Annotated in this window: 16 protein-coding genes, 9 tRNA genes and 4 rRNA genes; all 29 read right to left on the bottom strand. The window is 47.0% G+C overall.

Features of this window, described 5'->3' with window-relative positions:
- Positions 1–136: 136 nt before the first annotated feature.
- Positions 137–1,686 (bottom strand): 16S ribosomal RNA (locus tag A361_RS00560).
- Positions 1,687–1,849: 163 nt separating this feature from the next.
- A tRNA-Ala gene (locus A361_RS00555) sits at positions 1,850–1,925 on the bottom strand.
- A gap of 8 nt (positions 1,926–1,933) precedes the next feature.
- Positions 1,934–2,010: transfer RNA gene (locus tag A361_RS00550), tRNA-Pro, on the bottom strand.
- A 5-nt stretch (positions 2,011–2,015) separates the two neighbouring features.
- Positions 2,016–2,092, bottom strand: a tRNA-Arg gene (locus tag A361_RS00545).
- 14 nt (positions 2,093–2,106) lie between these two features.
- Positions 2,107–2,195: transfer RNA gene (locus A361_RS00540), tRNA-Leu, on the bottom strand.
- Positions 2,196–2,202: 7 nt separating this feature from the next.
- Positions 2,203–2,277: transfer RNA gene (locus tag A361_RS00535), tRNA-Gly, on the bottom strand.
- An 8-nt stretch (positions 2,278–2,285) separates the two neighbouring features.
- A tRNA-Leu gene (locus A361_RS00530) sits at positions 2,286–2,370 on the bottom strand.
- 15 nt (positions 2,371–2,385) lie between these two features.
- A tRNA-Lys gene (locus tag A361_RS00525) sits at positions 2,386–2,461 on the bottom strand.
- Between the two features lie 143 nt (positions 2,462–2,604).
- A tRNA-Thr gene (locus A361_RS00520) sits at positions 2,605–2,680 on the bottom strand.
- 8 nt (positions 2,681–2,688) lie between these two features.
- A tRNA-Val gene (locus A361_RS00515) sits at positions 2,689–2,764 on the bottom strand.
- A 9-nt stretch (positions 2,765–2,773) separates the two neighbouring features.
- Positions 2,774–2,890 (bottom strand): 5S ribosomal RNA (gene rrf / locus A361_RS00510).
- A 203-nt stretch (positions 2,891–3,093) separates the two neighbouring features.
- Positions 3,094–6,029, bottom strand: a 23S ribosomal RNA gene (locus A361_RS00505).
- A 301-nt stretch (positions 6,030–6,330) separates the two neighbouring features.
- Positions 6,331–7,880: ribosomal RNA gene (locus A361_RS00500) — 16S ribosomal RNA — on the bottom strand.
- Together the 16S, 23S and 5S rRNA genes with 9 tRNA genes alongside form the textbook arrangement of a ribosomal RNA operon.
- 386 nt (positions 7,881–8,266) lie before the next feature.
- Positions 8,267–9,766: a lysine--tRNA ligase gene (lysS, locus tag A361_RS00490; RefSeq protein WP_026041724.1), complete on the bottom strand. Its 1,500-nt coding sequence runs from the start codon at positions 9,764–9,766 to the stop codon at positions 8,267–8,269.
- Positions 9,767–9,967: 201 nt separating this feature from the next.
- A complete protein-coding gene (dusB, locus tag A361_RS00485; RefSeq protein ID WP_009336626.1) occupies positions 9,968–10,969 on the bottom strand; it encodes a tRNA dihydrouridine synthase DusB in 1,002 nt (333 codons plus the stop codon).
- Between the two features lie 36 nt (positions 10,970–11,005).
- A complete protein-coding gene (locus tag A361_RS00480) occupies positions 11,006–11,221 on the bottom strand; it encodes a helix-turn-helix domain-containing protein (RefSeq protein ID WP_009336627.1) in 216 nt (71 codons plus the stop codon).
- The gene (gene folK, locus A361_RS00475; protein ID WP_019382060.1) at positions 11,173–11,700 is read right to left on the bottom strand and encodes a 2-amino-4-hydroxy-6-hydroxymethyldihydropteridine diphosphokinase; all 528 of its coding nucleotides are present in this window, start codon (positions 11,698–11,700) and stop codon (positions 11,173–11,175) included. The genes A361_RS00480 and folK overlap by 49 nt, the downstream gene beginning before the upstream one ends.
- Entirely contained in the window at positions 11,697–12,059 is a 363-nt protein-coding gene (gene folB / locus A361_RS00470; RefSeq protein WP_009336629.1) for a dihydroneopterin aldolase, read from the bottom strand. Before folB ends, folK begins: the two co-directional genes overlap by 4 nt.
- Positions 12,052–12,888, bottom strand: a complete 837-nt coding sequence (folP, locus tag A361_RS00465) for a dihydropteroate synthase (RefSeq protein WP_019382059.1) — start codon at positions 12,886–12,888, stop codon at positions 12,052–12,054. Before folP ends, folB begins: the two co-directional genes overlap by 8 nt.
- An 11-nt stretch (positions 12,889–12,899) precedes the next feature.
- On the bottom strand, positions 12,900–13,757 hold the full coding sequence (gene pabC, locus A361_RS00460; protein ID WP_009336631.1) for an aminodeoxychorismate lyase: 858 nt from the start codon (positions 13,755–13,757) through the stop codon (positions 12,900–12,902).
- Between the two features lie 2 nt (positions 13,758–13,759).
- Complete coding sequence (gene pabA / locus A361_RS00455) at positions 13,760–14,353, bottom strand: aminodeoxychorismate/anthranilate synthase component II (RefSeq protein ID WP_009336632.1); 594 nt, start codon at positions 14,351–14,353, stop codon at positions 13,760–13,762.
- Positions 14,350–15,765 carry an aminodeoxychorismate synthase, component I gene (gene pabB, locus A361_RS00450; protein WP_019382058.1) on the bottom strand — a complete coding sequence of 472 codons (1,416 nt, stop codon included), beginning with the start codon at positions 15,763–15,765 and terminating at the stop codon, positions 14,350–14,352. Before pabB ends, pabA begins: the two co-directional genes overlap by 4 nt.
- Positions 15,766–16,325: 560 nt before the next feature.
- Complete coding sequence (cysK, locus tag A361_RS00445; protein ID WP_009336634.1) at positions 16,326–17,255, bottom strand: cysteine synthase A; 930 nt, start codon at positions 17,253–17,255, stop codon at positions 16,326–16,328.
- 192 nt (positions 17,256–17,447) lie between these two features.
- Positions 17,448–18,314, bottom strand: a complete 867-nt coding sequence (locus tag A361_RS00440; protein WP_009336635.1) for a peptidyl-prolyl cis-trans isomerase — start codon at positions 18,312–18,314, stop codon at positions 17,448–17,450.
- Positions 18,315–18,524: 210 nt separating this feature from the next.
- Positions 18,525–19,403 (bottom strand): Hsp33 family molecular chaperone HslO, encoded by an 879-nt coding sequence (gene hslO / locus A361_RS00435; protein ID WP_009336636.1) that lies wholly within the window; start codon positions 19,401–19,403, stop codon positions 18,525–18,527.
- A gap of 217 nt (positions 19,404–19,620) precedes the next feature.
- The gene (locus A361_RS00430) at positions 19,621–20,400 is read right to left on the bottom strand and encodes a type III pantothenate kinase (RefSeq protein WP_026041723.1); all 780 of its coding nucleotides are present in this window, start codon (positions 20,398–20,400) and stop codon (positions 19,621–19,623) included.
- 413 nt (positions 20,401–20,813) lie between these two features.
- A complete protein-coding gene (gene ftsH / locus A361_RS00425; RefSeq protein ID WP_009336638.1) occupies positions 20,814–22,805 on the bottom strand; it encodes an ATP-dependent zinc metalloprotease FtsH in 1,992 nt (663 codons plus the stop codon).
- Between the two features lie 143 nt (positions 22,806–22,948).
- Positions 22,949–23,494, bottom strand: coding sequence for a hypoxanthine phosphoribosyltransferase (gene hpt / locus A361_RS00420; RefSeq protein ID WP_175609168.1), 546 nt, complete (start codon positions 23,492–23,494; stop codon positions 22,949–22,951).
- A gap of 23 nt (positions 23,495–23,517) precedes the next feature.
- On the bottom strand, positions 23,518–24,906 hold the full coding sequence (tilS, locus tag A361_RS00415) for a tRNA lysidine(34) synthetase TilS (protein ID WP_019382056.1): 1,389 nt from the start codon (positions 24,904–24,906) through the stop codon (positions 23,518–23,520).
- Positions 24,907–24,954: the final 48 nt, after the last annotated feature.

The following is a 24,954-nucleotide window of genomic DNA, read 5'->3' as shown; positions in this document are numbered from 1 at the left end:
ACTAAGATGGCGATTACTCAGTTATTGCTTCTTCATTAACATTATCTAGTTTTCAAAGAACGAATCTTTCATTGAGAGATTGAACTCTCAAAACTGAACGAACAAAACACGTCACGTTTCATGTAAATATCCTTAGAAAGGAGGTGATCCAGCCGCACCTTCCGATACGGCTACCTTGTTACGACTTCACCCCAATCATCTGTCCCACCTTAGGCGGCTGGCTCCAAAAGGTTACCCCACCGACTTCGGGTGTTACAAACTCTCGTGGTGTGACGGGCGGTGTGTACAAGGCCCGGGAACGTATTCACCGCGGCATGCTGATCCGCGATTACTAGCGATTCCGGCTTCATGCAGGCGAGTTGCAGCCTGCAATCCGAACTGAGAATGGTTTTATGGGATTCGCTTAACCTCGCGGTCTCGCAGCCCTTTGTACCATCCATTGTAGCACGTGTGTAGCCCAGGTCATAAGGGGCATGATGATTTGACGTCATCCCCACCTTCCTCCGGTTTGTCACCGGCAGTCACCTTAGAGTGCCCAACTGAATGCTGGCAACTAAGATCAAGGGTTGCGCTCGTTGCGGGACTTAACCCAACATCTCACGACACGAGCTGACGACAACCATGCACCACCTGTCATCCTGTCCCCCGAAGGGGAACGCCCTATCTCTAGGGTTGTCAGGAGATGTCAAGACCTGGTAAGGTTCTTCGCGTTGCTTCGAATTAAACCACATGCTCCACCGCTTGTGCGGGCCCCCGTCAATTCCTTTGAGTTTCAGCCTTGCGGCCGTACTCCCCAGGCGGAGTGCTTAATGCGTTTGCTGCAGCACTAAAGGGCGGAAACCCTCTAACACTTAGCACTCATCGTTTACGGCGTGGACTACCAGGGTATCTAATCCTGTTTGCTCCCCACGCTTTCGCGCCTCAGCGTCAGTTACAGACCAAAGAGTCGCCTTCGCCACTGGTGTTCCTCCACATCTCTACGCATTTCACCGCTACACGTGGAATTCCACTCTTCTCTTCTGCACTCAAGTTCCCCAGTTTCCAATGACCCTCCCCGGTTGAGCCGGGGGCTTTCACATCAGACTTAAGGAACCGCCTGCGCGCGCTTTACGCCCAATAATTCCGGACAACGCTTGCCACCTACGTATTACCGCGGCTGCTGGCACGTAGTTAGCCGTGGCTTTCTGGTTAGGTACCGTCAAGGCACCGGCAGTTACTCCGGTACTTGTTCTTCCCTAACAACAGAGTTTTACGATCCGAAAACCTTCATCACTCACGCGGCGTTGCTCCGTCAGACTTTCGTCCATTGCGGAAGATTCCCTACTGCTGCCTCCCGTAGGAGTCTGGGCCGTGTCTCAGTCCCAGTGTGGCCGATCACCCTCTCAGGTCGGCTACGCATCGTTGCCTTGGTGAGCCGTTACCTCACCAACTAGCTAATGCGCCGCGGGCCCATCTGTAAGTGATAGCCGAAACCATCTTTCAGCTTTCCCTCATGTGAGGGAAAGAATTATCCGGTATTAGCCCCGGTTTCCCGGAGTTATCCCAGTCTTACAGGCAGGTTGCCCACGTGTTACTCACCCGTCCGCCGCTGACTTCAGGGAGCAAGCTCCCATCTGTCCGCTCGACTTGCATGTATTAGGCACGCCGCCAGCGTTCGTCCTGAGCCAGGATCAAACTCTCCATATAAGAGTTGATTAAGCTCATAAGTTGTCTTTTCAAAAAAGACTAAAGAATTAACGTTGACGTTTTTGTTCGTTCAGTTTTCAAAGATCAATCCGCCGCTTGAGGCGACTTTATTATCTTATCAGGTTTAAAGACCTGAGTCAATAACTTTTTTTGAAAGTTTTTTTGGTGGAGCCTAGCGGGATCGAACCGCTGACCTCCTGCGTGCAAAGCAGGCGCTCTCCCAGCTGAGCTAAGGCCCCAATATTAATGGTCGGGAAGACAGGATTCGAACCTGCGACCCCTTGGTCCCAAACCAAGTGCTCTACCAAGCTGAGCTACTCCCCGTAATATGGCGCGCCCGAGAGGAGTCGAACCCCTAACCTTTTGATCCGTAGTCAAACGCTCTATCCAATTGAGCTACGGGCGCAATATAAAATTAAATGGTGCCGAGGACCGGAATCGAACCGGTACGGTAGTCACCTACCGCAGGATTTTAAGTCCTGTGCGTCTGCCAGTTCCGCCACCCCGGCATAAAAATGGAGCGGAAGACGGGATTCGAACCCGCGACCCCCACCTTGGCAAGGTGATGTTCTACCACTGAACTACTTCCGCTTAAAGAATGGTGCGGGTGAAGGGAGTCGAACCCCCACGCCTTGCGGCGCCAGATCCTAAGTCTGGTGCGTCTGCCAATTCCGCCACACCCGCAATATGAAATTAAAATGGTGAGCCATGAAGGACTCGAACCTTCGACCCTCTGATTAAAAGTCAGATGCTCTACCGACTGAGCTAATGGCTCATAATTTTATGAGAATTCCTAAAGCCTGTTATGTGCAGTCAGATGTTCCAAAGCTAAACGCTTTGTCACAGATTGCTATTCAGATGAAGAAATTCACTGATGCTGCAATCTGCTCTACCGACTGAGCTAATGGCTCGTTGAAGTGGTGCCGGCGAGAGGACTTGAACCCCCAACCTACTGATTACAAGTCAGTTGCTCTACCAATTGAGCTACACCGGCAAGTTGTATGGTGGAGGATGACGGGATCGAACCGCCGACCCTCTGCTTGTAAGGCAGATGCTCTCCCAGCTGAGCTAATCCTCCATAATATACGCCCGGCAGCGTCCTACTCTCACAGGGGGACAGCCCCCAACTACCATCGGCGCTGAGAAGCTTAACTTCCGTGTTCGGTATGGGAACGGGTGTGACCTTCTCGCTATCGCCACCGGACTATGTAATTGAAGAAACTTCGTTCCCTCAAAACTAGATAATGCATGAAGAAGCATTTGCCGAGTATTCACCAATGACTTGTCTAGCTTCGGCTCCTAACTTCTCGGCCGTTTCGATCCGTCCCTCCAAATCCCAAAACCAGGATTTGAATGGCCGGCTCTCCAACGTCTCTCGAAGTTGAACAGTCGCCTCCGCTTTTCGTTTTGGTTAAGTCCTCGATCGATTAGTATCAGTCAGCTCCACATGTCGCCACGCTTCCACCTCTGACCTATCAACCTGATCATCTTTCAGGGATCTTACTAGCTTGACGCTATGGGAAATCTCATCTCGAGGGGGGCTTCATGCTTAGATGCTTTCAGCACTTATCCCTTCCGCACATAGCTACCCAGCGATGCCTTTGGCAAGACAACTGGTACACCAGCGGTGCGTCCATCCCGGTCCTCTCGTACTAAGGACAGCTCCTCTCAAATTTCCTGCGCCCACGACGGATAGGGACCGAACTGTCTCACGACGTTCTGAACCCAGCTCGCGTACCGCTTTAATGGGCGAACAGCCCAACCCTTGGGACCGACTACAGCCCCAGGATGCGATGAGCCGACATCGAGGTGCCAAACCTCCCCGTCGATGTGGACTCTTGGGGGAGATAAGCCTGTTATCCCCGGGGTAGCTTTTATCCGTTGAGCGATGGCCCTTCCATGCGGAACCACCGGATCACTAAGCCCGACTTTCGTCCCTGCTCGACTTGTAGGTCTCGCAGTCAAGCTCCCTTGTGCCTTTACACTCTGCGAATGATTTCCAACCATTCTGAGGGAACCTTTGGGCGCCTCCGTTACTTTTTAGGAGGCGACCGCCCCAGTCAAACTGCCCACCTGACACTGTCTCCCGCCCCGATAAGGGGCGCGGGTTAGAATTTCAATACAGCCAGGGTAGTATCCCACCGACGCCTCCACCGAAGCTGGCGCTCCGGCTTCTCAGGCTCCTACCTATCCTGTACAAGCTGTACCAAAATTCAATATCAGGCTACAGTAAAGCTCCACGGGGTCTTTCCGTCCTGTCGCGGGTAACCTGCATCTTCACAGGTACTATAATTTCACCGAGTCTCTCGTTGAGACAGTGCCCAGATCGTTACGCCTTTCGTGCGGGTCGGAACTTACCCGACAAGGAATTTCGCTACCTTAGGACCGTTATAGTTACGGCCGCCGTTTACTGGGGCTTCGATTCAAAGCTTCGCTTGCGCTAACCTCTCCTCTTAACCTTCCAGCACCGGGCAGGCGTCAGCCCCTATACTTCGCCTTGCGGCTTCGCAGAGACCTGTGTTTTTGCTAAACAGTCGCCTGGGCCTATTCACTGCGGCTCATCAGGGCTATTCACCCTAATGAGCACCCCTTCTCCCGAAGTTACGGGGTCATTTTGCCGAGTTCCTTAACGAGAGTTCTCTCGCTCACCTTAGGATTCTCTCCTCGCCTACCTGTGTCGGTTTGCGGTACGGGCACCTTTTCCCTCGCTAGAGGCTTTTCTTGGCAGTGTGGAATCAGGAACTTCGGTACTAAATTTCCCTCGCCGTCACAGCTCAGCCTATGTGGTAACGGGATTTGCCTCGTTACCGGCCTATCTGCTTGGACACGCTAATCCAGCAGCGTGCTTACCCTATCCTCCTGCGTCCCCCCATTGCTCAAACGGTAAAGAGGTGGTACAGGAATATCAACCTGTTGTCCATCGCCTACGCTTTTCAGCCTCGGCTTAGGTCCCGACTAACCCTGAGCGGACGAGCCTTCCTCAGGAAACCTTAGGCATTCGGTGGATGGGATTCTCACCCATCTTTCGCTACTCATACCGGCATTCTCACTTCTAAGCGCTCCACCAGTCCTTGCGGTCTGGCTTCAACGCCCTTAGAACGCTCTCCTACCACTGACATCGTAAGATGTCAATCCACAGCTTCGGTGATACGTTTAGCCCCGGTACATTTTCGGCGCGGAGTCACTCGACCAGTGAGCTATTACGCACTCTTTAAATGGTGGCTGCTTCTAAGCCAACATCCTGGTTGTCTAAGCAACTCCACATCCTTTTCCACTTAACGTATACTTTGGGACCTTAGCTGGTGGTCTGGGCTGTTTCCCTCTTGACTACGGATCTTATCACTCGCAGTCTGACTCCCATGGATAAGTCTTTGGCATTCGGAGTTTGTCTGAATTCGGTAACCCGATGGGGGCCCCTAGTCCAAACAGTGCTCTACCTCCAAGACTCTTACTACATGAGGCTAGCCCTAAAGCTATTTCGGAGAGAACCAGCTATCTCCAAGTTCGATTGGAATTTCTCCGCTACCCACACCTCATCCCCGCACTTTTCAACGTGCGTGGGTTCGGGCCTCCATCCAGTGTTACCTGGACTTCACCCTGGACATGGGTAGATCACCTGGTTTCGGGTCTACGACCACATACTCATTCGCCCTATTCAGACTCGCTTTCGCTGCGGCTCCGTCTCATCAACTTAACCTCGCATGTAATCGTAACTCGCCGGTTCATTCTACAAAAGGCACGCTATCACCCATTAACGGGCTCTAACTACTTGTAGGCACACGGTTTCAGGATCTCTTTCACTCCCCTTCCGGGGTGCTTTTCACCTTTCCCTCACGGTACTGGTTCACTATCGGTCACTAGGGAGTATTTAGCCTTGGGAGATGGTCCTCCCTGCTTCCGACGGGATTTCTCGTGTCCCGCCGTACTCAGGATCCACTCTGGAGGGAACGAAGTTTCAACTACAGGGCTTTTACCTTCTCTGGCCGGCCTTTCCAGACCTGTTCATTTACCTCGTTCCTTTGTAACTCCGTGTAGAGTGTCCTACAACCCCAAGAGGCAAGCCTCTTGGTTTGGGCTAATCCCGTTTCGCTCGCCGCTACTCAGGGAATCGCGTTTGCTTTCTCTTCCTCCGGGTACTTAGATGTTTCAGTTCCCCGGGTCTGCCTTCTATACCCTATGTATTCAGGTAAAGATCCTATCCCATTACGGATAGGGGGTTTCCCCATTCGGAAATCTCCGGATCAAAGCTTACTTACAGCTCCCCGAAGCATATCGGTGTTAGTACCGTCCTTCATCGGCTCCTAGTGCCAAGGCATTCACCGTGCGCCCTTTCTAACTTAACCTACTTCGGCCGCTGATCGACTGCGGATCTCTGCGTCAGCTCTCTCGCTCCGCTCCTCACGTACTGAAGTACGCTCCGGTGCTCACTCGGTCGCTTCCTTGATCTCCTTGCCGCTCATCGTCCTCATGGTTTGTGCTCTTACTTATTTTCAAAATCAGAGAAAAAAACTAAGATGGCGATTACTCAGTTATTGCTTCTTCATTAACATTATCTAGTTTTCAAAGAACGAATCTTTCATTGAGAGATTGAACTCTCAAAACTGAACGAACAAAACACGTCACGTTTCATGTAAATATCCTTAGAAAGGAGGTGATCCAGCCGCACCTTCCGATACGGCTACCTTGTTACGACTTCACCCCAATCATCTGTCCCACCTTAGGCGGCTGGCTCCAAAAGGTTACCCCACCGACTTCGGGTGTTACAAACTCTCGTGGTGTGACGGGCGGTGTGTACAAGGCCCGGGAACGTATTCACCGCGGCATGCTGATCCGCGATTACTAGCGATTCCGGCTTCATGCAGGCGAGTTGCAGCCTGCAATCCGAACTGAGAATGGTTTTATGGGATTCGCTTAACCTCGCGGTCTCGCAGCCCTTTGTACCATCCATTGTAGCACGTGTGTAGCCCAGGTCATAAGGGGCATGATGATTTGACGTCATCCCCACCTTCCTCCGGTTTGTCACCGGCAGTCACCTTAGAGTGCCCAACTGAATGCTGGCAACTAAGATCAAGGGTTGCGCTCGTTGCGGGACTTAACCCAACATCTCACGACACGAGCTGACGACAACCATGCACCACCTGTCATCCTGTCCCCCGAAGGGGAACGCCCTATCTCTAGGGTTGTCAGGAGATGTCAAGACCTGGTAAGGTTCTTCGCGTTGCTTCGAATTAAACCACATGCTCCACCGCTTGTGCGGGCCCCCGTCAATTCCTTTGAGTTTCAGCCTTGCGGCCGTACTCCCCAGGCGGAGTGCTTAATGCGTTTGCTGCAGCACTAAAGGGCGGAAACCCTCTAACACTTAGCACTCATCGTTTACGGCGTGGACTACCAGGGTATCTAATCCTGTTTGCTCCCCACGCTTTCGCGCCTCAGCGTCAGTTACAGACCAAAGAGTCGCCTTCGCCACTGGTGTTCCTCCACATCTCTACGCATTTCACCGCTACACGTGGAATTCCACTCTTCTCTTCTGCACTCAAGTTCCCCAGTTTCCAATGACCCTCCCCGGTTGAGCCGGGGGCTTTCACATCAGACTTAAGGAACCGCCTGCGCGCGCTTTACGCCCAATAATTCCGGACAACGCTTGCCACCTACGTATTACCGCGGCTGCTGGCACGTAGTTAGCCGTGGCTTTCTGGTTAGGTACCGTCAAGGCACCGGCAGTTACTCCGGTACTTGTTCTTCCCTAACAACAGAGTTTTACGATCCGAAAACCTTCATCACTCACGCGGCGTTGCTCCGTCAGACTTTCGTCCATTGCGGAAGATTCCCTACTGCTGCCTCCCGTAGGAGTCTGGGCCGTGTCTCAGTCCCAGTGTGGCCGATCACCCTCTCAGGTCGGCTACGCATCGTTGCCTTGGTGAGCCGTTACCTCACCAACTAGCTAATGCGCCGCGGGCCCATCTGTAAGTGATAGCCGAAACCATCTTTCAGCTTTCCCTCATGTGAGGGAAAGAATTATCCGGTATTAGCCCCGGTTTCCCGGAGTTATCCCAGTCTTACAGGCAGGTTGCCCACGTGTTACTCACCCGTCCGCCGCTGACTTCAGGGAGCAAGCTCCCATCTGTCCGCTCGACTTGCATGTATTAGGCACGCCGCCAGCGTTCGTCCTGAGCCAGGATCAAACTCTCCATATAAGAGTTGATTAAGCTCATAAGTTGTCTTTTCAAAAAAGACTAAAGAATTAACGTTGACGTTTTTGTTCTTTCAGTTTTCAAAGATCAATCCGCCGCTCAAAGGCGACTTTATTATCTTATCAGATTCGACCACCTGAGTCAATAACTTTTTTTAAAATCTTTTTTGCAAGTCGCTGTCTCGCAGCAACGAATATAAATATATCACCTTGCAGGACAACATGCAATATGTTTTTTTCTTTTTTATCCGCAAAAAAGAAAGAAAAAATATTCCCATTATTCTGCTCGGGAAAAAGTATCATTTATGCAGATTTTACGTCCCCAAATCCTTTATATAAAACAAAAAAAAAGACAGAGTACGTACTGTACTCTGCCTGATTTTATTAATTTTAACGATGGCGCATTAACGGGAATAACAGAACATCTCTAATAGAAGGAGAGTTTGTCAGCAGCATAACAAGGCGGTCGATTCCGATGCCAAGTCCTCCAGTTGGCGGCATGCCGTATTCAAGAGCTTCAATGAAGTCGTCATCCATCATATGAGCTTCATCATTGCCCTCTTCACGTTCTTTAAGCTGTGCTTCAAAACGCTCGCGCTGGTCAATCGGATCATTCAGCTCAGTGAAAGCATTCGCATGCTCTCGGGCTACAATGAATAATTCAAATCGATCAGTAAAGCGTGGATCTTCTTCATTTTTCTTCGCAAGCGGTGAAATCTCGACAGGATGGCCATAGATGAATGTAGGCTGAATTAATTTCTCTTCAACCTTCTGCTCGAAGAATTCGTTAACAATATGTCCATACTCCATATTGTCTTTGATTTCAACACCGTGTTCTTTGGCTAGCTGCTGTGCTTCTTCCTTGCTTGTTTCTTTCCAAAAGTCTACCCCTGTATATTCCTTAATGGCATCTACCATATGGAGCCTTTTCCATTCAGGCTTAAGATCCACTTCATACTCACCGTATTGCACAGAAGTTGTTCCGAGAACTTCTTGGGCAATGTGGGCAATAAGGTTTTCTGTCAGGCTCATGATATCTCTATAGTCAGCATAAGCCTCGTACAATTCAATCATAGTGAATTCAGGATTGTGCCGTGTAGATACACCTTCATTACGGAATACCCGGCCAATTTCATACACTTTTTCAAGGCCGCCCACAATCAGGCGCTTCAGGTGAAGCTCAATCGCGATACGCATATAAAGTTCCATATCCAGCGCATTATGATGAGTGATAAATGGTCGTGCAGATGCCCCCCCTGCAATGGAATGCATCATAGGTGTTTCAACTTCAAGGTAGCCATGACTGTCAAGGTAGCGGCGCATGGATTGGATAATGCGGCTTCTCGTGATGAAAGTCTGTTTGCTTTCCTCACTCATAATTAGATCCAGGTAACGCTGGCGGTAACGCTGCTCAACGTCTTTAAGACCGTGGAACTTATCCGGAAGAGGACGCAGGGATTTTGTCAGAAGGTCAAATTCCTGCGCTTTAACAGACAATTCGCCTACCTTTGTTTTAAAGAGCGTACCGCTGACCCCAATGATATCTCCCAGGTCGGCAGATTCGAAGATTGCATAGTTCTCTTCCCCAACTGCATCTTTGCGGATGTAGATTTGAATTTGTCCTGATAGATCTTGTATATGAGCGAATCCAGCTTTCCCTTTTCCGCGCTTTGTCATAATACGGCCTGCCAGAGTGACAGAAACATTCTTTTCTTCAATTTCTTCTTTTTCAAGCTCACCGTACTGCTCTATTAATTCTTTGCTTTGGTGTGAACGGTCGAAACGTTTCCCGAAAGGATCCATTCCCTGTTCGCGCAAGCTGTTCATTTTCTCGCGTCTTACTTTTAACTGGTCATTTAATTCTTCATGACTCTGGCTCACTGAAATCATCTCCATTTTGTAAATCTTTTTATGTACGCACAATTCTGCGATCCTTCAAAAATGTATATCTCTATTATTTTACACAAAGTGAGTAAATCAGACATCCTAAATATTTAAATAGAATAAAAACTGCCAGTTCATGCACTGGCAGTTTCCTTTTATCAAAAGTATTATAGGCAAAGAAAGACTGCCTGTCAAACTTTACGCAGCTTATCCTGCCTGTATCTGGCTTCTTTCCTTTTCTTCTGCATCGATCACTAAAGCGTTCAGCAATGTAACAAGATCTTCTCTCGTATCACATTCGTTGACCGCATTGCGGACTTTCGCATTGCCGCGTATACCTTTAAGGTACCACGCTGTATGCTTTCTCATTTCACGGACAGCGATAAATTCACCTTTTAATGAAATCAGGCGGTCGAGGTGAAGAATGCACACATCAATCTTCTCGCGTATAGAAGGCTCACCCATTAATTCACCTGTCTCAAGGTATTTGACTGTGCGGTAAATCATCCATGGGTTTCCTAGTGCAGCACGCCCGATCATGACACCGTCACAGCCTGTTTCGTCCAGCATGCGCTTGGCATCCTCCGGTGTCTGCACATCACCATTTCCGATAAGCGGAATGTTAATGCTCTGCTTCACTTCGCGGATGATATCCCAGTTTGCTTTCCCTTCATACATTTGGACACGCGTACGTCCATGAAGGGCTACAGCTTTACCGCCTGCGCGTTCAACAGCTTGAGCGTTTCTTACAGCATAAATGTGATCTTCATCCCAGCCCATGCGCATTTTCACAGTAACAGGCTTTTCAACAGCGTCCGTTACAACCGAAACCATTTCATAAATTTTATCCGGGTCAAGGAGCCACTTGGCACCTGCATCACATTTGGTGATTTTAGGGACAGGGCATCCCATGTTAATGTCGATGATATCTGCATTTGTATTTTTATCTACAAATTTCGCCGCTTCTACAAGCGTTTCTTTTTCGCCTCCGAAAATTTGCAGGCTTAGCGGCTTTTCTCTTTCATCAATATAGAGCATGTTCATGGTTTTTTCGTTTTTAGTGACAATCCCTTTGTCGCTGACCATCTCAGCACATACGAGACCGGCACCGAATTCTTTTACAGTCAGACGGAAAGCCGAGTTGCACACTCCGGCCATCGGAGCCAGTACAACACGGTTTTTCAGATCGATATCTCCAATTTTGAACATGATTGCACCTCCTTTTAAATCATTCAAACGTATATATTATTCGTGCTCCTGCCTGGGAGCCAATTCTTCCTGTGTTATGTTAAGCGCCAGTGCAATCTGCTCAATTAAAGCCGGTGCAGGCATGCGGTTTCCTCTTTCAATTTCACCTAATATCGAAACCGATACACCGAGCTCTCTCGCAAATCCTTCTTGCGTAAATCCTTTTAACTTTCGAAAAGCGCGAATACGTCTTCCCCATTTTTCTGCTTCCATATCCGTACTCCCTCTCTGTCAGGTATATCTTCCAGTATTGAAATTAAGGGCCTCTCCATCTTCGGAAGCCTGATGCTGGAATCAACCTCTAAAAGAGGAACAAGGACAAATGCTCTTTCATGCATCCGAGGATGAGGAACAATAAGCTTCTCTGTTTCAATATTTTCGTGATTATACAGCAAAATGTCAAGGTCTATTGTCCGGGGGCCCCACTGGATTTCCCTTTTTCTCCCAAGTTTTAATTCTATATCAAGGCATGCATCCAGCAATTTAAAGGGATTTAATCCTGTAGAAATTTGGATCGCCATATTTAAGAATTGTTCTTGATCTTCATACCCAACCGGGTCGGTTTCGTAAATAGATGAAGTATTTACCACTTGGGTATCCGGAAGCTGATCAATCAGCTCAATGGCTTCCTTCAAGTGTTCAAACCGGCTGCCGATGTTTGAGCCGAGTGCAATAAAAGCGGTATTCTTCATGATCTGCCTCTCGTAATTTCAACAGCAACTGATTGATAGTGGCCAGGAATGGGCGGATCAGGCTTGATTACTTTGACAGTCAGCTGCAGAATCAGCGGAAAACGCGAAAGAAGTTCTGCCGCCAGCTTTTCTGCTACAGCTTCAACCAGCTTATAAGGCTTTCCTTCCACAACCTCTTTGCAGACTGCATACAGCTCGCCATAGTTAATGGAGTCATCAAGATTATCTGTCTCCCCGGCTTTTTTCAGATCTGCTTCCACGGTAAGGTCCACAGCAAAGCGCTGGCCAAGCCTCGTTTCTTCCTGAAAAACACCGTGGTAGCCATAAAACTCCATTCGGTTTACATAGATTTTATCCATTGTATTCACCTTTTCCCATTAAAGCGTCCATCATTTTAGCCATTCGGCTCATTTCCTTTACATCATGGATACGGATCATCTGACATCCTTTTTGGATGCCGTAGCAAACTGTGGCCCCTGTTCCTTCCGTTCTTTCTTCTACCGGAAGGTCCAGGATGGTTCCGATCATCCGCTTTTTCGATGTTCCAAGCAGCACGGGATACCCAACGGCAACAAGCTTGTCCAAATCTCTCATCATTTGCAGGTTATAATTTAAGTCTTTGGCAAAACCGATGCCCGGGTCAAGGATAATCTTCTCGTCCTTAACACCGGCTGACTTTACAAGCGTGATGCTTTCATACAGATCATTCAGGACATCACGGAAAAATGAAGTGTATTCCATATCTTTGCGGTTATGCATTAAGATAATCGGCGCTTCCGTTTCCGCCGCGACGGAAGCCATCTGAGGATCCGCTTTGGCACCCCAGACATCATTGATAATATGAGCCCCGGCTCCAATGGCCTGCCTGGCGACTTCAGCTTTATAGGTATCAATTGATATTGGAACATCTACTTCCTTTGATATCGCCTCAATGACAGGAAAAACACGCTTCAGCTCTTCGTCTTCAGGCACCGGATCAAACCCCGGACGGGTTGATTCTCCCCCGACATCAATAATATCCGCTCCATTTTCAACCATTGCCAGAGCATGCTTGACTGCCAGATCCTGATGACTGTATTTGCCTCCATCCGAGAAGGAGTCTGGCGTTGCATTCAAAATCCCCATTACAATGGTTTTCTTTCCGTAATCCAACGTATACGGTCCACACTGAATTGTTGTTTTAGACATTATGAATCCTCCTACAGTTCATTCCTGCTCCATAAGTATTCACAGTGGTATTCATAGTGAATCTGGAGCTCTCTTGTTTTCTTGCCGGAAAGCCCTGGCATGGGATGGCCATCAAACATGCAAATCGGTACAATTTCCTGAATGGAGTTCGTTATAAAAACTTCATCTGCCCCAACTATAGCTTCCGGCCTATACATGCCTTCCTGGACATTCATCCCCAGTTTCTCTGCAAGCCTCATCACAAATCTTCGGGTAATGCCGTTAAGTATGCCAGTATCAAGCGAGGGCGTAAATAAATGGCCTCCATTAATCCAGAATAGATTCGAAGTGACCCCTTCGGCCAAAAAGCCTTCCTTTGTCAAAAATAACCCTTCTATGCCAGGGTCGTTTCCCGCTTCTTTTTTAGCCAGAATGTTATTTAAATAATGATGGGACTTCAGGCGTTCTGCCCCTTCGGGTGTATTGCGGGGAATCTTCAGCAGCACTGCCTGCTTTTCTGCGCCCGTATTCCTTGAAGAAAGCGGTTTGCAGAAAAGAATCGTATTCGGGTTTGTGTACGGAGCTGTCTGAAGGCCAATCTCCCCGTTTCCCGCTGACACATTCATCCGGATATAGGCATTCTTATAACCGTTTCTTTCAAGCAGCATCTCCAGCGCTCCAAGCACTTGTTCTCTTTTATAACTCGCATTGATATTCAGAACTTCCAGACTCCAATTCAGCCGTTCCAGATGATCATCCAGCAAAAAGGGATGACCATTATAGACACGGAATGTTTCGAACAGCCCCATACCATATAAAAAACCATGATCAAAAGGAGAAACCCTGGCCTCCTCTTTTCTGATAACTTCACCATTCATGTATATAAACAAGGTTAAATCCCCTCTGTCTGCAGTAAAGCTTTGTAATGCTGAATAAAATTCTGAAGGAGTTCCTTTCCGGCCGTCGTCATAATCGATTCCGGATGGAATTGGACACCTTCCAAAGGGAGCTCCTTATGGCGAATGGCCATAATTTCCCCTTCAGCTGTCCAGGCCGAGACCTCAAGGCAAGCTGGCAGAGTCTCCTTTTTTACAATCAGCGAATGGTAGCGGGTGGCAGGAAACGGATTGGGCAAGCCCTTAAAAATTGTTTTCCCATCATGAAAAATTTCGGAGGTTTTTCCATGCATGAGCCGCTCGGCCTGCACAACATCACCACCGAATACTTGAGCAATCGATTGATGTCCCAGACAAACGCCAAAAACAGGGATTTTGCCCGCAAAAGCTTCAATAGCTTTCAGACTGATGCCGGCTTCATTCGGGCTGCACGGCCCCGGAGAGATCATTAGGAACTTCGGCTGCAAACTGCCTATTTCAGAAATAGAGGTTTCATCGTTTCTTTTTACAACCAGCTCTTCGCCTAATTCACCGAGATACTGTACGAGATTATACGTAAAAGAGTCGTAATTATCGATCATATAAATCATAGCTGATCCCCTTTTGCCTGTTCTGCAAGTTCTTTTGCTTTCCAAAGAGCAATTGCTTTTTTCAGCGACTCTTTGTATTCATTTTTAGGATTGGAATCAATAACAATGCCGGCACCAGCCTGCACATGGGCCTGTCCTTCTTTAACAAGCATGGTCCGGATGATAATATTCAGTTCCAGGTCGCCGCTGAAATTGATCCAGCCAAGAGAGCCGGTGTATGGGCCCCTTGTGACCGGTTCAAGTTCTTCAATGATTTCCATGGTCCTTACCTTTGGCGCTCCTGTAATGGTCCCTCCCGGAAATACAGCGTCGATGATATCAACAGCATTCTTCCCGTCTGCCAGCTCTCCTTTTACATTGGAGACAATATGCATCACATGTGAGTATTTTTCAATGACCATGAACTCATCCACTGTAACGGTACCATATTTGCAGACTCTTCCAAGGTCATTTCGCTCCAGATCTACCAGCATCACGTGCTCTGCGCGCTCTTTCTCATTTTCAATCAGTTCACTGGCGAGTTTGAGGTCCTCCTCATGGTCCTTCCCGCGGGATCTTGTCCCGGCAATCGGCCGCGTGCTGACGGTGTTTCCTTTTTTCTTAATCAGCAGTTCCGGGGATCCGCTTACAAGCTGGTATCCCGGAGTGTGAAAATACCCCATGTACGGAGAAGGGTTTAACACTCTCAGCTGCTCGTATACCTCCATTGCCTGAATATGAATTGGGCGGCTTTGGCGTACCGAGAGATTTACCTGAAAGACATCTCCCTGTGAAATATACTCCTGAATACTCCTGACGGCAGCCATGAATTCTTCTTCATTCATGGATACACCCAGTGTATTTTCAGCCTGATTGTATTCCGCTTTCGCAGAAGGCTCCTCACTTTCATTCTTCCATCTCTGCTCCCAATTCTCTGCCCATTCCCCAATCGAGTGCTCTTCCCCTTTTTCGTATAAGAAAATCAGCCAGAGCTCTTTGGTTTCATGGTCAAAGACAAAGCATTCTTTATAAATAAAAAAATGAATATCAGGTATCTGCAGATCATCTTGAGCCTCCTTTGGAAGCTTTTCGATATAACGCGCGTAATCATAGCTGATAAACCCTATTGCTCCTCCCTGAAAGTCAGGAAGTTCATCGAGCTTATCTGCTTTATATTGATTAAGCCATTCCTGCATCAAATGAAGGGGGTTGCCTTCCAGCACCTGTTTTTCGCCGTCTCTCAAAATTTCAAGTTCTGAATTTTTGCCTGTTAAAATAGCTTCCGGCTCAAAGGCTGCGATACTGTACCTGCCGCCACGTCCGCTTTCGAGCAGAACATGATGCGCCAATCCCTCCGACAGCGAGCGGTATTGGCGGAAAAACCGATTATATGTATAAGGTATTTTTTTGGCATGGATGTGAAGCTGCTTCAATGATTGTCACCCCTATATATTTCTCTTTTTTCATCATACATGATGTAGGGCATGCTTTCATAATTTTTATTATACGAAACAAAAGCGGAAGCGCCTTGCCCGCGAAAGATGGCAGACTAAGAACGCCCACGTCCTGTGGCAACGTCTGCATAACCCGCATCCTCCAAAAAGCTGTCGATGTTTATGCTGATGAAGCCTTCCTTGTCCTGCGGGCCTCAGGCAAAAGACGATTCCTGTAAGAAGGTTCTTTTTTCTGAAAGGAAATGGTTTAGACCTGAGAGTCCCCAGGAGCCGAAACAAGACAAACCGAATTGTGGTGGCGGCTGCCCAGAGACGACAAGCATAAGACGAGCCTTGCAAGAAGGTGTTCTTTCCTTCTGGAAAGGATTGGCTTATGTCTCGAGTCCCTAAGGAGCTGAAACTAGACAGACTTGTGACCTCGAGGGGGTAGGCGCTGGAGCTAGATGCAGACACTCTTCCACAGAGTTATTTACATCGTTCAATTTTGCAGTCGCCCCATACAAAAAAAACAGCGGTCATTGGAGACCGCTGTCATATCATTATTCAGCTTCAAATTGGTATAAAGGAGTACTTAAATAACGCTCGCCGTTACTTGGGATAATCGCCAGAACTTTTTTCCCTTTTCCAAGCTCTTTGGCAACTTTTAGGGCCGCACTGATCGCCGCACCAGAGGAAATGCCTCCTAGGATTCCTTCTTCCTTGGCCGCGCGGCGGGCATATTCAAATGCCTCATCGTTTGTAATTTGAATCACTTCATCATAAATCTTTGTATCCAGGGTATCCGGTACAAATCCTGCTCCAATGCCCTGGATTTTATGAGGACCCGGCTTTCCGCCTGATAGTACAGGAGAATCGGTTGGTTCAACTGCGTAAATTTTGATGTTTTTATATTTTTCTTTAAGCACTTGGCCGGCACCTGTAATCGTTCCGCCTGTACCGATTCCGGATATGAATGCATCCAGCTGGTCGCCCATCTGCTCTGTAATTTCAGGTCCTGTTGTTAAACGGTGAATTTCAGGGTTCGCAGGGTTTTCAAACTGCTGAGGCACGAAATAGCCATTTTCCTTTGCCAGTTCCTGCGCCTTGCGGATCGCACCGCCCATTCCTTCCGGTCCAGGTGTGAGTACAAGGTCGGCCCCGTAAGCACGAAGTAAATTTCTGCGCTCCATACTCATCGTCTCCGGCATGACAAGAACCGCTTTATAGCCTTTTGCTGCTGCAATCATCGCTAATCCGATTCCTGTATTTCCACTTGTCGGTTCAATAATGGTATCACCTGGCTTAAGGCTTCCATCTTTCTCTGCGGCAGTGATCATTGCCAGGGCAATACGGTCTTTTACGCTGCTTCCAGGATTCATGTACTCCAATTTCAGATAAACATCTGCACTATTATCATCAACTAAACGGTTTAGTTTCACAATTGGCGTCTGGCCAACAAGGTCTGCAATCGAATTTGCTACACGTACCATTTCCCCACTCCTCATTTCCGACTATTTTTATTGGTTTAATACAAATTTACCAATTCCCAATGGGAATGTCAATGAATTTGATTGCTATTTAAAAGAAAATTCATACTTTTGTCATTATATTTAAACTACCCACTTTTATACATGATACTCAATGTATACAGAAAAAAACACGGAACACTCCGTGCTTTTTATTTACTGCTCACCGTAAAACCACTCGACCTCTGCTTCTTTCCAAAAGGGCTTTGCAGAGACAGGAACATCCATCTGCTCAAGAGCGATCTGGCGGCGAATCATGCTCTTCACTTCTTTAAAGGAATAATTTTCTCCCTTTAAATGCTCATGGAGCATTACAACGGCATATCCATTTTCCGTTTTAATCGGCTTGGTCCACTTGCCGGGCTTAAGGGTTTTAACCTGTTCAAAGACTTCTGCCGGTATATGTTCATCATCTTCACTGACATACCCTGCATTCCCCCCCAGGCTGGCGGTAAATTCATCGATCGACCGTTCCATCGCAAGCACAGAGAAGCTCGAGCCTTCATCCAGCTCCTTCAATGTCTGTTCCGCTTCTTCTTTTGTTTTAACGATAATCTGAGAGATGTGATAAGTGTCCGGAACTTGGAACTGACTGCTGTTTTGCTCATAGTAGCTTTTCATTTCTTCTTCAGAGACGGAGACATCGGCAGTCAGCAGTTCTTCAAGAATAAGGTTATTTTTGATTTGCCTGCGCCACTTGTCTTCGCTCATCTCATCGGTGAAATTGCCGCCGTACATGGTCTTGACCATTTTCAGTTCAAGATCTACAGCCTTTTCAGAGACCTTCACCCCGTATTTTTCCCCTGCTTCTTCAATGACCTTCTGATCAATTAATTCACTTAATGTGCTTTTTCCGTATTTTGTTTCCATCTCACTCATCCATTCCTGGCGAGTGATTTTATCTCCCCCGACTTTTGCTACTGCTTCCCCGCTGCCATCGCCTTTAAATAGCAAAAAGGCCAATGTGATTAGGTTCAGCAGCACCAAACCGGCAATAATCATAAAAAGCTGTCTCTTTTCCAAGTGCTCCTCCCCCTAAGAAAAGCGCAAGCGCCTTGCACATCCCCCGACACCTCGAGGGGGCAGGCGCTGGAGCTAGACAATTCTCGAAGTTCAAAGATATGAATTTTAATAATACAATTAGCCCAAGAGCCGCGCTATCCGAACCTCAGCGGCCTTACTTTCAGGAGCCTAAAAGATGCAGTCAGACAGACGCTTTAGCAATTTCAATTATTACTTTACTTCGTTCTTTAATTCTTCGAGTTCTTCTTTAGTGTAGTGGTATTTCTCGTTGCAGAAATGGCAGGATGCTTCTGCCTGGCCATCTTCATCGATCATCTGCTGAATTTCCTCTTCACCCAGACTTATAATCGCATTGGCAAAACGCTCTTTTGAACATGTACAAGTAAAGGAGACAGGAAGCTTTTCAAGGAACTTCACATTGTCTTTGCCAAGGATTGTTTCCAGTAGCTCTTCAGGCGTTAATCCCTGCTGAATTAATTTGGATACAGGCGGAATTTCTTTCAGTCTGTTCTCAATTAATGTAATCGTCTCTTCATCAGTTCCCGGCATAAGCTGCAGAATGAATCCCCCAGCAGCAAGAATGGAATTGTCAGGATTAACAAGAACACCCACTCCGACGGAAGAAGGCACCTGTTCAGAAGTAACAAAGTAATATGTGAAATCATCTCCAAGTTCTCCAGAAATCAGCGGAACCTGTCCTGTGAAGTGCTCTCTCATTCCAATATCCTTCACGACAGTCAGCGTCCCTTCAGTGCCGACCGCGCGGCGCACGTCAAGCTTGCCCTGCTCATTAAGATCGAAGTGCGTCTGCGGGTTTGTTACATAGCCGCGCACCTCTCCCTTAGCATTGCTGTCTACAAGGATGGCGCCAATGGGACCGCCGCCTTCGATTTTGATAGTCAGCTTGTTATCGCCCTTCAGCATGGCGCCCATCATGACGCCCGCCGTCATGGATCTTCCTAATGCGGCTGAAGCGGTTGGCCATGTATAATGCCTGCGCTGGCCCTCTCCAACTGTTTCGGTAGTGCGAGATGCATAGGCACGGACTTGTCCATCATATGCAAGTGCTTTTACTAAATAATCGCTCATTTTTTTCTCCTTTCTACGAAAAGCGGAAGCGCCTTGCCCACCCCCGACAAGCACAAGCCGAGCCTCGCCGAAAGACGTTCTTAGCCTTTGGGGAGGATTGGCTTGTGAGCTAGAGGGGGTAGGCGCTGGAGCTAGACAATTTTCGAGTTCAAAAAGTTTACATTTACTTATCTTCCAGAAAACCGCTTATAATGTCAGCGGCTTTTTAAGCTACGTCCTATTTTTTTATGGTTTCCATATTTCGTTTATAAATAATCTGCAAACCCTTTAAAGTTAAAAATGGATCCACGACATCAATGATATCCGATTCCTGCGCAATTAAACCTGCGAGACCCCCAGTGGCAATGACAGTAGGTTTTTGCGATGCCTGATCTTTCATTCTTTTTACTATACCTTCAACCTGGCCAACATAACCATATAAAATCCCAGCCTGCATGGCAGATACAGTATTCTTCCCGACAATATGATCAGGACGGGCAATTTCTATTCTTGGAAGCTTGGCGGCACGTGAGTAAAGAGCCTCGGTCGAGATTCCAATTCCCGGGGCAATTGCGCCACCCATATATTGCTTATTTTCATTGATATAGCAATAGGTAGTGGCTGTTCCAAAATCGACAATGACTAACGGGCTTCCATATTCATGAATGGCTGCTATTGCATTGACGATGCGGTCTGCACCTACTTCTCTCGGATTTTCATATTTGATGTTTAAGCCTGTTTTGATTCCAGGACCCACGACAAGGGGCTTAACATGGAAGTATTTCTGGCACATTCTTTCAAGCGAAAACATGATTGGAGGCACTACAGAGGAAATGATAATGCCATCTATATCTGAAAAGGAAAGATTCACATGCTCAAACAGAGACTTCACAATCATTCCGTATTCATCTTCTGTTTTATTCCGGTTGGTTTCAATTCGCCAATGATGCTTTAATTCATCTTGATCATAGACACCCAGAACGATATTCGTATTTCCTACGTCGAAAACAAAGATCAACATTCTCACCACTTTATGATTATTGACTTTTTATCATAAATAGTTGTTACTTATATTTTGCCCGTTGAATTCAGCACGGGGCACTTGCTTTTCGCGGGGAAAAATGAAGCCTTCGGGGTCTTCCACTTCTCTCCCGCAGGACATTGAGTAAGACTCCTTGAATTAGCACCGCACAAAGAAAATGCGGAAGCATTTTCGAGGATCAAGCACCCTCCGCTGCAATCAACTCAGCAAATTAAAACAAGTTTGCAGTTGAGAGCAACAACCTTTACGAAAATAGCCTTATCTGATATTTTTTTTACACTGAAAACATCATATCACAACTGTTATTGTTTCGTGTAATCGGAAATTCCAACTGGTCTGGCAATTGATATTTTTCCCGCAAAAAAAAGCGCCCCTAGAGGCGCTTTTGGTTATTTGTCTTTGCGTTCTTCGTCGATGGCAGGAGGCACGTCAGCTTCTGCAGGGCTTGAGCCTTCCCTTGTTTCAGGAATTTCGCCTGTTTCAGCAGGATCTTCTTTCTTGATGCTGATGTTCACTTTCACATCTTCATCAGTTGAAATAGAAGTCACTGAACGGTCAGGCAGTCTGCCATGATCTGATAAATGCTTGATTTGTTCCGCATCAAGCGTTTCGACTTCAAGCAATGTATTTGCAATCAGATTTAGCTTATCTCGGTTTTCTGTGAGGAGCTTTCTTGCTCTTTCATAAGATTCCTTGATAATGCGCTGGATTTCAAGATCAATTTCATAGGCGATTGCATCTGAATAGTTTTGTTCATTATGGAAGTCACGTCCAAGGAAGACCTGGCCGCCCTGAGACTGTCCAAATTGCAATGGTCCAAGCTTATCGCTCATTCCAAATTCGGTTACCATGCGGCGGGCAATGCCTGTCGCACGCTGGAAGTCATTATGGGCACCTGTACTCACTTCGCCGAACACGATTTCCTCTGCAACACGTCCGCCAAGCAAGCCGACAATTTTGTCGAGAAGCTCTGGTTTCGTCTGGAAGTAGCGGTCTTCTTTCGGAAGCATCACTGCGTATCCGCCAGCCTGGCCGCGCGGCACGATTGTCACTTTATGAACCATTTCAGCTTCATCAAGCACTAAACCGATGACTGTATGACCGGCTTCATGGAAAGCAACGATGTTTCTTTCCTTTTGGGAAATAACACGGCTTTTCTTAGCTGGTCCTGCAATAACGCGGTCTGTTGCTTCATCGATATCTTCCATATCGACTTTTTTCTTATTGCGGCGGGCCGCTACAAGCGCTGCTTCATTCAATAGATTTTCAAGGTCTGCACCTGAAAATCCAGGTGTACGCATCGCAATGCTCTTTAAGTTAACCGACTCATCTAAAGGCTTGTTGCGGGCATGTACCTTAAGCACTGCTTCACGGCCTTTGACATCTGGGCGGTCAACTGTAATCTGTCGGTCAAAACGTCCCGGACGCAATAATGCCGGGTCAAGGATATCCGGACGGTTTGTGGCAGCAATGATGATAATTCCTTCATTTGCTCCAAATCCATCCATTTCAACTAGAAGCTGGTTAAGGGTCTGCTCGCGTTCATCGTGTCCGCCGCCTAGGCCGGCACCACGCTGGCGCCCTACAGCATCAATTTCATCGATAAATATAATACATGGCGCGTTCTTTTTCGCATTTTCGAATAAGTCACGGACACGGGAAGCACCCACACCTACGAACATTTCAACGAAATCAGAACCGCTTATGGAGAAGAACGGAACGCCCGCTTCACCGGCTGCCGCCCGTGCAAGCAAGGTTTTACCTGTTCCTGGAGGTCCTACAAGAAGAACCCCTTTGGGAATTCTTGCTCCCAATTCAGCAAATTTGCGCGGGTCTTTAAGGAACTCAACGACCTCAACTAGCTCCTGCTTTTCTTCATCGGCGCCTGCAACATCTTTAAAGCGCACTTTCTTTTTGCTTTCATCATAAAGCTTGGCTTTGCTTTTGCCGAAGTTCATCACACGGCTTCCTCCGCCCTGCGCCTGGTTCAGCAGGAAGAAGAATAGTATGAAGATGATGATGAAAGGAATGATTGACGTAAAGAATGTCACCCATCCGCTTGTTTCCTTAGCCGGCATGACTTCTACATCTGAAGACTGGGCTAATTGATCCACACGGTCAAGGATATTATCATTGTTCATGATATAAGTCAGGAAGTATTTGCCCTCCTCATATCCTTCAAGCTGACCCCGTACTTCAAATACACCTCTCTCAGGCTGAAGGGAAATGGACGTAATGTCGCCGCTTTCCAAGTGATCAACAAATTTATTATAAGAGATGTGCTCCGTTGGTTCATTGTTGCCGTTAAAGAAGCTGACAACTCCAATAATGACTAAAAATATTAATAAATAAAAGATGGTATTCCGGAAGATCCGATTCATCCCTTACCTCCTCCCACGGTAAACAAACTATAGTGTATAGTATCATAGAAAATCGTGCCAATACAAGGAATTAGACTTCTTAAAACCGGGTGATTCTTGTTTCAGTAAAGGGCTTTAATGCAAGATCAATGCTTAGGATTTCCTTAATCGTTGTTGCTGTATACTTCCGGCTTCAGGACTCCAATATATGGAAGATTGCGGTATTTTTCCGCGTAATCCAGGCCGTAGCCGACTACGAATTCATCAGGAACAATAAATCCTACATAATCAGCTTTGATATCAGCCTTTCTTCCTGTTGGCTTGTCAAGCAGTGTTACAATCTTAATGCTTTTCGCTTTTCTGTAGCGGAACAGCTCAACAAGATAGCTGAGTGTCAAGCCGCTGTCGATGATATCCTCAATAATCAGAATATCTCTGCCTTCCACAGAAGTATCAAGATCTTTCAGAATTTTCACTTCTCCTGAAGAAACCATTGAATTCCCATAGCTTGAAACATCCATGAAGTCCATCTCAAGATATGTATCCACACGCTTTAAAAGGTCGCTCATAAAAGGCATTGCTCCTTTTAACACCCCAATGGCAAGCGGGAATCGGTCCTGGTATTCTTCAGTGAGTTCAGCAGCAAGGGATTTAATCTTATCCTGCAGCTCCTCTTCCGAAATCAGTACTTTTTCAATATCATTTTTCATCATTTATTGTGCCCCCTAGAAGATCATTGCTTTATGTATTTTAAAATAATATAGCTGGTACAAGATTGCTGCTGCCTATCATCATGTGATTTCTTCAAACCAGGCACCCACAGGATCCTGCCTTGTGCATCTGTCACAATTGGCCATGTTTTCCGATCATGCAGCGGTACTTTATGATCGATGAAAATGTCCTTTATCTTTCGGGACCCTTGCATTCCTTTAAGCGTCATGCGGTCTCCCTTTTCCCTAGTCCTGATAATGATTGGAAAAGAAACACTCTCCCTGTCTAATACCAGGGTATCATTGTTTAGAATTCCATCAGAACAGTCAGCATATTCAAGGATAATCGATCCGCTGTTTGGGAGTTTAATGCATGCAGGTTCGAAGATTTCATATCGATAGGATTGTACAGGTTCCTTCGGGAATAAGAAGTGGCATTGCCGGTAGGAGCGTACAATATGTAAACCGCCTGGAAAATCTAGATTTCCCGATGGATGAGGACTTTTCATTAAGGAAAAAATGCTCTCAATATGAGATGCCGATAACGATGCCGGCCTTTCCTTATAAAGATAGTTTAATATTAGTTGAATCCCTCTCCTTTGTAAAGGCATTGGCATTGCCTCGAAAGCATCGATATCCATACTAATTTCCTCATTGGCCTTCTTTTTCATTACTGTATTCATTTTGTGGACCGTTAATTCCTGCAGATATGCTTCATCACTTTGCAAATCTTCACTGAATCTTTGAAAATGCTCATGCACCTGAGGGTTTTCTTTTCTCAGGAATGGGAGCACTTCCTGTCTGAATCGGTTGCGGCTGTATATGCCTTTTTCATTGCTTGGATCCCGCCGGGGGTTCAGGCGTTCCTTCAGGCAGTAGTCTTCGATTTCGGCTCTATTCAAGCACAGGAAAGGGCGGATGATAAAATAATCGCCAAATGGACGCTTGAAAGGAATTCCTGCTCTTGCGCTGCCGGTGCTTCCCCTTGTGAGCCGCATTAATATGGTTTCAACCTGGTCATCGCCATGATGTCCCAGCGCTATGTACTCTGCCCCATATTTCTTGGCGGTTCTTTGATAGAAGCTGTAGCGGCAATCCCTTGCAGCTGTCTGGGAACTCTTCCCGGACTTCTCCATATACTCCGGTACATTCGCTCTTTCCATTTCAAATGGAATGGCTTTCTTTCTGCAGTAATCCTTCACAAACATGGCGTCCTGAAAAGATTCCTCGCCTCTGAACATATGATCGACATGAGCGGCGATTAGTTCTATTTGAAGCTGCTGTCTCTGGTTCCAAAAATAATGAAGCAGGGCGATTGAATCCGGTCCTCCCGATACACCGACTACTATTTTCTTATTATTTAAATCCAATCCCTTTTTCTTAAGGAAAGCACTCACTTTCTCTTGGAGCATAGGCTTCTTCCTTATCCGATAGAAATATATTTATCGCTGACAATCAGA

Source organism: Cytobacillus oceanisediminis 2691, from assembly GCF_000294775.2.
Classification (GTDB): Bacteria; Bacillota; Bacilli; order Bacillales; family Cytobacillaceae; genus Cytobacillus; species Cytobacillus pseudoceanisediminis.
This window is presented reverse-complemented; position numbering and strand designations above follow the sequence as displayed.

What these genes read in the sequence shown, in the direction of transcription:
- pabA (WP_009336632.1), bottom strand. Translation starts at nt 14,353, where the DNA reads ATGATTTATATGATCGATAATTACGACTCTTTTACGTATAATCTCGTA.
- A361_RS00480 (WP_009336627.1), bottom strand. Translation starts at nt 11,221, where the DNA reads ATGGAAGCAGAAAAATGGGGAAGACGTATTCGCGCTTTTCGAAAGTTA.
- hpt (WP_175609168.1), bottom strand. Translation starts at nt 23,494, where the DNA reads ATGAAAAATGATATTGAAAAAGTACTGATTTCGGAAGAGGAGCTGCAG.
- lysS (WP_026041724.1), bottom strand. Translation starts at nt 9,766, where the DNA reads ATGATTTCAGTGAGCCAGAGTCATGAAGAATTAAATGACCAGTTAAAA.
- hslO (WP_009336636.1), bottom strand. Translation starts at nt 19,403, where the DNA reads ATGAGCGATTATTTAGTAAAAGCACTTGCATATGATGGACAAGTCCGT.
- folP (WP_019382059.1), bottom strand. Translation starts at nt 12,888, where the DNA reads ATGTCTAAAACAACAATTCAGTGTGGACCGTATACGTTGGATTACGGA.
- folK (WP_019382060.1), bottom strand. Translation starts at nt 11,700, where the DNA reads ATGAAGAATACCGCTTTTATTGCACTCGGCTCAAACATCGGCAGCCGG.
- dusB (WP_009336626.1), bottom strand. Translation starts at nt 10,969, where the DNA reads ATGTTCAAAATTGGAGATATCGATCTGAAAAACCGTGTTGTACTGGCT.
- cysK (WP_009336634.1), bottom strand. Translation starts at nt 17,255, where the DNA reads ATGGTACGTGTAGCAAATTCGATTGCAGACCTTGTTGGCCAGACGCCA.
- ftsH (WP_009336638.1), bottom strand. Translation starts at nt 22,805, where the DNA reads ATGAATCGGATCTTCCGGAATACCATCTTTTATTTATTAATATTTTTA.
- tilS (WP_019382056.1), bottom strand. Translation starts at nt 24,906, where the DNA reads ATGCTCCAAGAGAAAGTGAGTGCTTTCCTTAAGAAAAAGGGATTGGAT.
- folB (WP_009336629.1), bottom strand. Translation starts at nt 12,059, where the DNA reads ATGGATAAAATCTATGTAAACCGAATGGAGTTTTATGGCTACCACGGT.